This is a genomic window from Palleronia caenipelagi (genome assembly GCF_007004065.1).
GTDB lineage: Bacteria > Pseudomonadota > Alphaproteobacteria > Rhodobacterales > Rhodobacteraceae > Palleronia > Palleronia caenipelagi.
On sequence record NZ_VFSV01000061.1, the window covers coordinates 1 to 11694 of the forward strand.

At 59.2% G+C, this 11694-nt stretch carries 9 protein-coding genes and 1 pseudogene; 7 read left to right on the top strand and 3 right to left on the bottom strand.

Going from position 1 to position 11694, the window contains the following annotated elements:
- From FEV53_RS18135 to FEV53_RS18145, 3 genes are all read right to left on the bottom strand, one after another.
- On the bottom strand, window positions 1–636 hold a 636-nt coding region (locus FEV53_RS18135), incomplete at its 3' end, for a bifunctional sulfate adenylyltransferase/adenylylsulfate kinase (protein WP_484217477.1).
- Between the two features lie 95 nt (window positions 637–731).
- Window positions 732–1928 (bottom strand): sulfotransferase, encoded by a 1197-nt coding sequence (locus tag FEV53_RS18140; protein WP_185962306.1) that lies wholly within the window; start codon window positions 1926–1928, stop codon window positions 732–734.
- Window positions 1929–1942: 14 nt separating this feature from the next.
- Window positions 1943–4255 carry an arylsulfatase gene (locus FEV53_RS18145; protein ID WP_142836141.1) on the bottom strand — a complete coding sequence of 771 codons (2313 nt, stop codon included), beginning with the start codon at window positions 4253–4255 and terminating at the stop codon, window positions 1943–1945.
- A gap of 101 nt (window positions 4256–4356) precedes the next feature.
- Between FEV53_RS18145 and FEV53_RS18150 the strand changes: the two genes are divergently transcribed.
- The 7 genes and pseudogenes from FEV53_RS18150 to FEV53_RS18180 form a co-directional block, all read left to right on the top strand.
- A complete protein-coding gene (locus FEV53_RS18150) occupies window positions 4357–5058 on the top strand; it encodes a Crp/Fnr family transcriptional regulator (RefSeq protein ID WP_221931666.1) in 702 nt (233 codons plus the stop codon).
- Between the two features lie 95 nt (window positions 5059–5153).
- Entirely contained in the window at window positions 5154–5681 is a 528-nt protein-coding gene (locus FEV53_RS18155) for a thiamine pyrophosphate-binding protein (protein WP_142836143.1), read from the top strand.
- 14 nt (window positions 5682–5695) lie between these two features.
- A complete protein-coding gene (locus FEV53_RS18160; RefSeq protein WP_142836144.1) occupies window positions 5696–6292 on the top strand; it encodes a thiamine pyrophosphate-dependent enzyme in 597 nt (198 codons plus the stop codon).
- Window positions 6289–7905, top strand: a complete 1617-nt coding sequence (locus tag FEV53_RS18165; protein ID WP_142836145.1) for a GMC family oxidoreductase — start codon at window positions 6289–6291, stop codon at window positions 7903–7905. Before FEV53_RS18160 ends, FEV53_RS18165 begins: the two co-directional genes overlap by 4 nt.
- A gap of 11 nt (window positions 7906–7916) precedes the next feature.
- Entirely contained in the window at window positions 7917–9536 is a 1620-nt protein-coding gene (locus tag FEV53_RS18170; protein WP_142836146.1) for an AMP-binding protein, read from the top strand.
- Window positions 9533–10600: an AbrB family transcriptional regulator gene (locus FEV53_RS18175; protein ID WP_142836147.1), complete on the top strand. Its 1068-nt coding sequence runs from the start codon at window positions 9533–9535 to the stop codon at window positions 10598–10600. Before FEV53_RS18170 ends, FEV53_RS18175 begins: the two co-directional genes overlap by 4 nt.
- A 128-nt stretch (window positions 10601–10728) precedes the next feature.
- Window positions 10729–11694: pseudogene (locus tag FEV53_RS18180) on the top strand (IS3 family transposase); the annotation flags it as partial.

An 11694-nucleotide genomic window follows, 5' to 3' on the forward strand; every position in this document is an offset into this window, starting at 1 on the left:
CGCTTCCTTGGCGGCGCGGAAGGTCAGTTCCTGGTGCGCGCGGTGCAGCGGGTTGCGGGTCTGGAAGGCCACGACCTTGCGCCAGCCAAGCTTGCGGAAATAGGCGCGCAGCTCGTTGGGGGTGTCGCGGCGGGCGCGGAAGTCATAATGCACCGGCTGCTGGATGCCGGTCACCGGGCCACCCAGATACCAGTCGCCCGCGGTGTTGTGCAGGTAGTTCACGGCCGGGTGGGCCGAATCGTCGGCGCCAAAGACCTTCTCGGCCTCGCGCGCCTTGTTCGGCTTCCACTTGTCGGTGACGGTCATGGTGGCGAGGATCACGCCTTCCTGATCGCGCAGAGCGATGTCCTGCCCGATCTCGACGGAAGCGGCGAAGTCTTCCTTCACGTCCAGAGTGATCGGGATCGGCCAGAGGGTACCGTCCGCCGTGCGCATGTTCTCGACGACGCCGTCATAATCGGCCTCGGAGAGGAAGCCCTTCAGCGGGTTGAAACCGCCATTCATCAACAGCTCCAGATCGCAGATCTGGCGCGGGTTCAGGTCATGGGACACCAGATCGGCGGCCTCAACCTTCAGCTTCTGCGCGCTGTCATACGACACGTAAAGTTCGGGAATGGGGGTCAGGTTCGGTGTCATGATCGTGCCTTGTCTTTGGAGGTTGTTTTCAGCTGACGGACCCCATGCCGCGAAACCGGCCCGGTTTAATGTCGCCTGGTTGACAATGTCCGGTGTCAGTCGACAAATTCCGCGACATAATCCTTGTAGCGATCACGCACCCAATCGTTCTCCAGCCCGAACTCGGCCAGAGAATATTCGTGCTTGCCGTGCTTGCCCTTGGGATTTCTGGCATGATGCTCGGCAATCGCATCGCGGCGAGATTTGGCCAATGTGAGACCACAAAATTCATAGATGCGTTCGACGCTGGCCAGCGGATCGGCCATCATGTCGGTATAACGAACGTCGAGAATGCGGTCGGGGTGGCGTATGCGGGCCTCGGCCATCTTTTGTAGCGAGACATCGGTCATATCGATCACGCCTTCTGCCTCTTTGGCGGTGTCGAGCGCATTGACGGCGAGCTTGCGGGTGGTACGCCCCAGGCTGAGGAAGCTGCCTATCTGTTCGACAATGTCGCGATGGGTCAGGATCACGCGCGCCTCTGGCAGGGCATCCAGCAACTCGGCAACGCCATCATTGTGATCGGGCGCTTTGAGGACCAGCCGCTTGCCGGGGTATTCGCCTTGCAGATAGTGCAAAAGATCGACGTAATCGCGGTATTTGTCGGCCTTGTCGACGCGGCTGAGCCAGCGCTGGAAACTGTAGACCGGACCGAGATTCCAATAGAGGCGGGTAAAGCCAGAGACCCCGGTCATGTGCAGGCATTCCTCGGGGGCTTCGGCGCGAATGAGATGGGTGCCATCAAGCTCGGGCGTCACCTTGCGGCGCACATCCAAAAGCGCTTCGACATCGGCAATCCGCTTTTCCTTGGTGTCTTCGGCATTACGTGGGATCGGGCGGTTCAATTGCCAGAATGGCAGCGAGGCATGCGCCGGGTCCGCCGCCAGCAGCCGATGCAGGAAGGTGGTGCCGGTGCGCGGCAGGCCGGTCACGATAATCGGTGGCACCAGTGGTTCACTCAGCCGCTCGGGGGTGTTTTTTCGGGTGTCCTGCAACAAGAGCCGGTTGCCAAGCTGATTGCGGATCACACTGGCAAAGAGCAGACGTCCATAAGGGTTGAGATCGGCATCCTCGTTGATCGAGGCGCAAAGACGCTCCAGCGGTTCGCGAAACGTGTCGGGCCCGAAATCATCAAGGCCGGTTTCCTGAACTGCCGACGCCATCAGCCAGTCGGGTGCGAAGGTCTCGGGCACCTTGCTCATAACTTCAGCGATCTGTGGAAACTCGGCTTTGATGCGCTCTACGATATCCATGTCTTGCGTCCCCTTTACCAGTCGCGCTGAACGGCCAGTTCGGCCTGATTGACCATGCTGCCCGGTGCCTGCGGCCCCGGCTCGACCTTCAGCCAGTCGATCTGGCCGGGATAGGCGAAGGTCCCTCGCCCCTCGCATTCGGCGCTGACCTTGGTCTTGCGGTCTAAACCGATATCCAGCCCCTCACCATTGAGATGCAGGATCGTGGGCGACATGTTGACGGCTCCTTCGGCCCTGACATCCCCATCCGCTTCCAACCGCACCTCCGCCATCCCCTGCAACTTGCCCGCAGCCTTGTGGTCGATCACCAGCGTCTGGCGACCCCGCGAAATGGGCAGGCGCAGTTCATGCTTGGTCAGGAACCCGGAATTGTAATGCACCACCAATTCGCCCCCGATGACAAAGGCGGTCATGCCCTTCAGAGAACAGCCCAGTGAAAAGAGCACTCCGTCCATGCCCGCCTCATAGACGAACGGCAGCGTCAGACGGTAATCCCGGTCGGCAAAAAGCGGGCTGACCCGCATCGCCTGATAGCCTTCGGTGCCGGGATAGAAGGTGTGGGTACGGTTGACCTGCTCAATCTTGACCGGGTGATTTGTCAGCGCCCGCACCAATGTCCGATTATCCAACGGGTATGCGTAGTTGGCGAATGCGTCGTCATCAAACTCGCGGATCAAGTCTTCCAGCACGTCCGGATGCTCTTTGGCCAGATCGTGACATTCGGTCGGGTCGGCCTCAAGATCGAACAGCATCCAGTTCTCAAGATCGATCTCGGTCCCCGGCGGCTGCAGCGAGCCGATTTTCCACTTGCCCTTGATGAAGCCGCGATTGCCCTCAAGCTCGAAATACTGCCGGTCTCGCAACGGCGTTGCCGCGCCATCAAACAGCATCGGCAGGAAACTCGCCCCGTCCTGGCCACGCGTTCGATACCCGTTGAAGGCTTGCGGGTAATCCATGCCCAGCATTTCAAGGATCGTTGGCGCAATATCGGTGACATGCACCCAATGCTGACGCACCGCGCCGCCATCGGTGATCCGGGCGGGCCAATGGGCGATGAAGGGCACACGGATACCCCCATTCATCGGCGTCCGCTTGAAAAACCGGAACGGCGTATTTCCGGCATTGCCCCAGCCCTTGGGATAGGCGGGCGAGGTGTTGACCGCGCCCAGAATGCCCCGCTCCAAAAGCTCGCGGGCCAGTTCCGGCGGCTCCTGCTGGGTCACGCGCTTTTCGGTGAAGTTTGCCGCGCCATCCTCGCCGCCAATCGACGATGCCCCGTTGTCCGAGGTGATCAGGATCAGTGTGTTTTCAAGCTGACCCAAGGCCTCCAGTTCATCCACGATCCGGCCGATATTCTGGTCGATATTGTCCACAAGACCTGCATAGATCTCCATGTAGGCGGCCATGATTCCGAGCTCGTCTTCCGGCATATCCTCCCATTTTGGCACGCCGGGCGACAGCTCGGGCAATTCCCAGTCGCCGATCACGCCCATCTCGCGCTGCCGGGCATAACGTTCCCGGCGGATCTCGTCCCAACCTGCATCAAAACGGCCTTTGTATCTGGCAATATCCTTGGGCTTTGCGTGATGCGGTGTATGCGGCGCGTTGGTTGCGAAATAGAGAAAGAACGGCTTGTCAGGGTCGGTTGAGACATGGCCACGCATCATCCGGATCGCTTGCGTGGCGAAATCATCCGTCGAGAAGTAGTCAGGTCCGTAATCCTCGACCGGCTTGAACTCGTTGCCCTCGACGATTTGTCCGGGCGCATGATAGTTGGTCTCAGCCCCCAAAAAGCCATAAAACCGGTCGAACCCGCGTTGCAGCGGCCAGCTCGATTTGTCGTCCGCGCTCGATTGCTTGTAGTCGGGCGTGTTGTGCCATTTGCCGATGGCATAGGTCGAATAGCCGCTATCACGCAGAAGCTCGGCCAGCGTTGGTGCGTCCTTGGACATCTCCGCGGCGCGATAACCAGGATAGCCTGGGTCCGCATGAGTCAGCCACCCGACCCCGACCGAGTGCGGGTTCTTGCCGGTCATCAGGGCGGCGCGGGCCGGCGCGCACATCGGCACCGTGGTGTAGTTATTGAAGCGCAACCCCCGCTCGGCGAGCCGATCCATGTTCGGCGTCTGGATTTCCGACCCGAAACAGCCCATTTCCGCAAAGCCCAGATCATCCAGCAGGATCGCCACAATGTTTGGCGCGTCTTCGGGTGCCTTGACCGGGTCGGGCCACCACGGCTCACTGTCCGCGAATGTCTTGCCGATCTTGCCTTTCCAACCATGGGCCGGATCGCCGTTTTTCAAAAGATCATCCGGTGTGTCGGTCATATTCCGGCTCCTGTCTGCTTGTCTTAATCGTCACGGAAAGATACCGATTCAAATATCACTTGTGTGACAATTCAGGTCGCCACTTTGGAAGAGGCTCAACGATGGATGCCCAGCAAGCTGCCGCCCTGATCAACGGCCCGTATGGCTTCGCCGGAGCCTTGTCGGTGGACACTGTCGCCGAACTGCTGCGTCGCGGGCGGTTGGTGAAATACGAAAAGGGCGGTTTCGTTACCCGTCGCGGCCTGAACGAACCGCGCTTGTGTATTGTCTTGTCCGGGTCCGTCAGGCTGACCGCCTTTACCAAGGATGGACGCGAGATGCTGACCCACATCGTCCGCCCGGGCAATTGTTGGGGCGTGTTTCCTTGTCTAGGAGGATACCGCGAAACCAACGATTCTGTGATCGAAGAGCCAAGTACGATTCTGATATTGCGCCCCGAAGCGGTCGGGAACATGATGTGGTCCTATCAGGACTTCCAGAAGGCACTCGTTCAGCTTCTGTGCGATCGTTTGAATCTGGCCCTCTCGCTGTCAGAACAAATGGGGGCGTGGGTTGCCCGGGAGCGGCTTGCGTGGCGCCTCCTGCTGTTGGCCAACGCGCTGGACGAACGCCGGGCACCCCCCCCTCAGCTTGAAATCGTAATCTCGCAAGATACGCTGGCCGCAATGGTGCACCTGTCGCGACAACGCACAAACATGATCCTCAAGGACATGGAGCGCGATGGCGTCGTTGTGTTAAAGTATGGCCGCATCGAGATTCTGGATATCGACGCCTTGCGCAACGAAATTTCCCGAACAGCCTGAGTGCAGATATTCTGATTGTCACATCAGTGACAGTTTACCTTGGTTGCCGCTGATATCCTCTGCCTAATTCGCTTGCATGACGAAAGGGCGCCGACGTGGCAAACACAGACTATTCCGTTCCCGCCTCCGCCGTTCACGCGGTGCTGCGCGAAAAAGGCGTAAATGCCGTCACGACTGTGCCGGATTTTATCCAATTCGCACTGCATGACCGGCTCAAGAACGATCCCGACATGACTTATCTCGAATGCTCGGCAGAAAATCAGGCGCTGACCACGGCTATGGGCATGTATGTCGGCGGGCTTGAACCCATCGTCATGATGCAGAATCAGGGTTTACTGAATTGTCTCAACAGCTTGCGTTCAGTGGGCATCGACGGCTCCATTCCGCTGGTGCTGTTTGTCGGTGCATTTGGGCGCGAGTTCTCGAACCTGGGCCAGCCCTTGACCGATAGCCGCCGGGTGATGGTAAACCGGACGCAGCCCGTGGTCGAGGCTCTGGGTCTGCCGTTCTACAACCTCGAAACCCCGGGTGATCTGCCCAAGGTCGCCGAAGCCTTCGACACCGCCCGCGCCACCAAACGCGCTGCCGTTGTTCACTTTGGCTATTTCCCGGCCTGGAATTGAGAAAGGACACTCCGATGAGCATGACGAATTTCCAAGCCTGCGGCGTTATCCACCAGTTCCGGGGCGACGCACTGATCACCAATACCATGTCGGCGATGTTTGCCATTTCGGCCGTCTCGCCCAGCCCGCTAAATCTGGCCTCGGTGCCGCTGATGGGCGGGGCCTCGGGGCTGGGGCTTGGCCTGGCCATAGCGCAACCCAACCGGCAGGTGATGGTGCTGGATGGTGATTCCAGCCTGTTGATGGAACTGGGCACACTGGCGCAGATCGGCGATGTCGCACCCGCCAATTTCATCCATTTCGTGTTCAACAACAGCCTGCAATTCAGCGGCGTCGCCAATCTCGACCGCCCGGGGCGCAACCTGGATTTTTGCGCGGTCGCGCTTGGCGCAGGCTATGCCAGCGCGCAAAAGATCGAAACACCCGAAGCTCTTGCCGCCGCCATGCCTGAGCTTCTTGAACAGAATGGGCCGCATATGGTCGAACTGATCATTCGGGCGCCCGAGAAATTCACCCACGAAACCCCGCAGCCCGAAATCCCCGAACTGCAATTCACACGTATGGGGGCCGAATCCGCCGCTATGATGGACGCTTTGGGGACAACCCGATGAAGACCGCGTTCGATTACATCATTGTTGGCGCAGGTTCAGCGGGCTGCGCACTGGCCAATCGCCTCTCGGAAAACGGCAGGTATCAGGTCGCGCTGGTCGAGGCCGGAGGCTCGGACAAGAGCTTTTGGGTCAATATGCCGATGGGCATCGGCAAAACCTGGATGGATCCGCGCTTTACTTGGCAATACTTTACCAACCCCGAAAAATCCTTGGTTGATCAAAAGGTGTTCTGGCCGCGTGGGGCGGTTCTGGGCGGGTCCTCGTCGATCAACGGCATGATCTATGTCCGGGGCGAACCCGCGCGCTACAATGAATGGGCCGAGGCTGGTAACAAGGGTTGGGGGTGGGATGACCTTTATCCCTATTTCCGCAAGCTTGATGACGCGCCGCGCGAAACCGACGACCCGACCCGAGGACGCGGCGGGCCGATGACCTGTACCTATGGTGTCGTGCGTGACGAGATCAGTCAGGGCTTCATCGACGCGGCCCAAGGTACCGGCATACCGTTCAATCCCGATTACAACGGCCAGAAGTCAGACGGCGTGGGGTGGCTGCAATTTACGATCAAGAACGGACGACGCCATTCCACCGCCACGGCCTATCTGCGCCCCGCGATCGGGCGGCCCAATCTCACCGTGTTGACCGAAGCGCCCTGCGAAAAGGTGCTTTTTGAAAACAAGCGCGCCACGGGCATCCGCATCCGTCATGAGGGCGCATTGCACGATCTGACGGCCAGTCGCGAAGTGATCCTCTCCGCTGGACCCATCATCAGCCCGAAAATTCTTGAATTGTCCGGCGTCGGTCAGCCAGACCTGCTGAAACGCCACGGTATCGACGTGCTTCATGCACTTCCGGGTGTGGGCGAGAACCTTATGGACCACCTGCACACAAGGTTTGCGTATCGCGTCAACAAGGCGGTGACACTCAATGACATCCTCCACAGCAAGGTGCGCAGCGTGATCGCCGGGATCAAATATCTAACGCTGGGCAAGGGCTTGTTGGCCACGCCCACCGTTACGGCCCATGCCATGACCCGCAGCCATGAGAGTGAACCTTATGCGGATCTTAAGCTGCAAATCGCGCTCTATTCGGCCAAGGATCGCTACCTGGCCGAGGACGGCCCACCCACAGATCCGTTCTCCGGCATCGGCTTGGGTCAGTTCCACATCTATCCAGAAAGCCGCGGCTCGGTGCATATCACCACCGCTGACCCAAGCGTCTTCCCCGAGATGAACGCCAATTACTTCTCAGCGCAGGGAGATGCGGAGAAGGCGCTCGCAGGCATGCGCAAGCTGCGCGAGATCGCCCGCCACCCAGCCATGGCTCAGCATATCGTGGACGAGGTCGATCCCGGCTTCGACATCGACAGCGATGACGAGGTCATCGACTTCATGAAACGCACCGGCCAGACCTCGTGGCATCCGATCTCGACTTGCCGGATGGGCGATGGCCCCATGGATGTGGTCGATGACCGCCTGCGCGTGCATGGGCTGACAAACCTGCGTGTGATCGACAGTTCGATCTTCCCGACCATGCCCGCCACCAACACCAATATCCCGACCATCGCGACCGCTGAAAAAGGCGCCGACATGGTTCTCGAAGACGCCAAGTAAGGGGCCCCGAAATGGAACGTATCTGGCAAAAGCACTATGGCTCAATTCCCTCGGATGTGGAAACCAGGGGAACCGTTGTTGACCTCTTGCACGAGGCGGTGGGTAAATGGGGCGATAAACCTGCCTTTCACTGTCTGCACACCAACCTCAGCTATAACGAGGTTGAGCGACTCTCGCGTGACGTGGCGGCCTGGCTTCAGGCGCAGGGGCTGAAAAAAGGTGACCGGGTCGCGGTGATGATGCCAAACCTGCTGGTCCATCCGGTCGTCAGCTTTGGGATCATCCGCGCTGGCGGCGTACAGGTGAACGTCAATCCGCTATATACTCCGCGCGAACTGGGTCACCAACTGCGCGACAGCGGAGCCGAGATCATCGTGATCTTCAATCAAGTGACCCCGACGCTGGCCGCCGTGCTGGACGACACACCGGTCAAGACCATCGTCACCACAGGTTTCTATGACCTTTGCGACCTGCAAGCGCCCAACCCGCCTGTGCACGAGGCCATCGCGCCGAAGGCCATCACTTTCCCGCAAGTGTTGCGTGAAGGTCGTGAGCTGGAGTTCATGCAGCCGGAAATCACAGAAGACGACCTGATCTTCCTGCAATACACCGGCGGCACCACCGGACTGTCAAAAGGCGCGATGCTCAGCCACGGCAACTTGATGGCGAATATCGCCGGTTTTGAGGCCTGGGTCGACGACGTCACGCGCCACGGCGAAGAGGTGATCATCACTGCGCTGCCGCTTTATCACATCTTCGCCCTGATGGTGAATTTCCTGTGCTATTTCAAACTGGGCAGCCACAACATACTGATCCCCAATCCGCGCGACATGCCCGGCTTCGTCGCTGAATGGAAGAAATGGCGCGTCACCGCCTTTACCGGAGTCAACACGCTCTATCTGGGTTTGCTGCATACCCCCGGCTTCGATGAGTGCGATTTCTCCGCGTTGACCGTGTCTTTCGGTGGCGGCTCACCGACGCAGCGCGCTGTGTCCGAGGGCTGGAAAAAGCTGACCGGGCTTCACATAACCGAAGGCTACGGCCTCAGTGAAACCTCCCCCATCGCTACAGCCAACATGCTGAACGCGCCTGACTTCACCGGCACGGTCGGCTATCCTTTCCCGTCAACCGACATCAAAATCCTTGACGAGAACGACAATGAACTGGGCGTTGGCGAGGCAGGAGAGATTTGTCTGAAGGGCCCGCAGGTGATGCGCGACTACTGGGGCCGCGAAGACGAACATGATAAGCACTTTACGCACGACGGTTATTTCCGCACCGGCGATATCGCCGAGGTCAGCGCGGAAGGCCTCGTCAAGATCGTCGATCGCAAGAAGGACATGATCCTCGTATCGGGCTTCAACGTTTTCCCCAATGAGATCGAGGATGTTCTGGCCGCCATGCCGGGCCTGATGGAAAGCGCGTGTATCGGTGTGCCGGATGATCGTACCGGCGAGGCGGTCAAGGTCTTCTGCGTGCGCAAGGATCCGGTTGTGACGGCCGAAGATGTCGAGGCTTATTGCCGCGATAATCTCACCGCTTACAAGGTGCCCCGGCACATCGCCTTTGTCGAAGAATTGCCGAAATCCACGGTCGGCAAGATCCTGCGCCGCGAATTGCGTGAGCCGTGACACTGGCACGGCTCGGCCGCGAGGGCGCCGCCTATGCGCTGGCGCTCCTCGGTGCTTTGGCAGCATGGGCGTTAAACCTGCCGCTGGCGTTTCTGGTCGGGCCCGTGGTCACGATGTCGGTCGTGTCGCAACGCCTGCCCAAGCTTCAGGTGTCGCGCCTTGCCTACGCTCTGGGTCTGGCGGTGATCGGCGTGGGTCTTGGCCAGTATTTTACGCCTGAGACGCTGGATGTATGGTCGGGTATAGCTGGAGCGATTGCGCTGAATACAGCGATCACGCTCACAGGGATATTTCTGGGGTTTCTGCTGTTGTCCCGCGTCTTTGGCCACGACCGGCGAACAGCTGCTCTCGCGGGCTTGCCTGGCGGTATCCTGACAGTCATCGAAATGGCGCGCGCCAGTAACGCCGACACCAGCGCGGTTCTGTTCTTTCAGGTGTTTCGCATCGTACTCGGAGCGTCCCTGATCCCGCTTGGCTATGCCATGTCCGGGTTTGACGTGCCCACCACGGGGGTCCGCCCCGTATCCAACAGCGTTCCAGCCACGCTGCACGATCTGGCCCTTTTGATCGGCGGCAGCCTTATCGTCATGGTTCTGGGCCGTCGATTGCGTATTCCATCGGCCGAAATCTCGCTTCCGTTGGCCTTGTCCGCGACCCTCTATGCGACCGGCGTTGTCACGATGACGGTTCCCGTTTGGCTCGTCGCTGGGGCCTTTGTGGTCGTGGGGGCTTCGGTTGGCACTCTGTTGCCGCGCCTCAAAGCGCGATTGCTGCTCAAACTCGTGCTTCAGACGGCGGTCCTCTTTGCCCTGTTCATGGCCTTGACCTTTGTGGCTGCCTTTTTTGCAAGCGCGCTTTTCGGGCTGCGCCCTGCCGTCGCCATCCTCGCTTTTTCGCCTGCTAGCCTGACCGAAATGATCGCCGTTGCCCTTGCTCTCGAACTTGATCCAGCTTTTGTTGCGGCAAACAACATGTACCGCATGCTGTTCTGTTCCGTTCTTGCACCGTTTCTGCCCTGGCTGGTGCTGCTGTGTCGACCGAAGGCTTCCGAAACAGGGGCATAACACGCAGGCCGGGATTGCCATTTGTGGACAGCTCCGGTTTTGCAAGGAAATTGACCTGCTCCGCTTGGAGTCTGCTTCTCCCCCACTGAAGTGGTCCTCCGCTATGTTCAGGAAAACGGAGGAAACACATGGCAAACAAGCGACCAAAGCCGGAAGAGATTGTTACGAAGTTACGGCAGGTTGAGGTTCTGACGGGGCAAGGGATGCCGCGTCTGGATGCGATCCGCCAGATCGGCGTGACTGAACAGACGTTCTACCGCTGGAAGAAGAAGTACGGTGGAATGGGCGCGGACCAATTGAAGGAACTAAAGCGTCTTCAGAAAGAGAATGAGCGCCTGCGCAAGGCCGTTTCGGATCTGACCCTGGACAAGCTGATCCTGGCGGTGGCCGCAAAGGGAAACTTCTGAGCCCCGCTCGTCGCCGTCCTGCATTGATCGTGTTCGTGCAGAATGGAACGTTTCGGAACGCCGCGCGTGTCGCTTTCTCAGACAACACCGATCGACACAGCGCAAAGCACCTGCCGGTCGCCCGGACGAAGAGCGCTTGGTGGCGGATATGATCGAGCTAACCCGGCAATATGGACGGTATGGCTATCGTCGGATTGCAGCAATGCTCAGAGATGCTGGCTGGCATGTGAACGACAAGCGCGTCGAAAGGCTGTGGCGACGAGAGGGGCTGAAAGTCCCAATGAAGCAACCAAAGAAGGGACGGCTCTGGCTGAATGATGGATCGTGTGTCCGGTTGCGGCCTGAGCATCCAAACCATGTTTGGTCATATGACTTCGTGCACTGCCGGACGGACGATGGGAAGGCGTTCCGGACATTGAATATCATCGAAGAGTACAGCCGGGAATGTCTGGCGATCCGTGTCGACAGGAAGTTGAACTCAGGCAACGTGATCGATGTGCTGAGCGACCTGTTCATCCTGCGCGGCGTGCCTTCGTTCATTCGGTCTGACAATGGCCCGGAGTTCGTTGCTCAAGCCGTACAGGACTGGATCAAAGCTGTCGGCGCGAAAACGGCTTACATCGAACCTGGATCGCCTTGGGAGAACGGATACTGCGAAAGCTTCAACGCCCGTTTCCGCGACGAGTT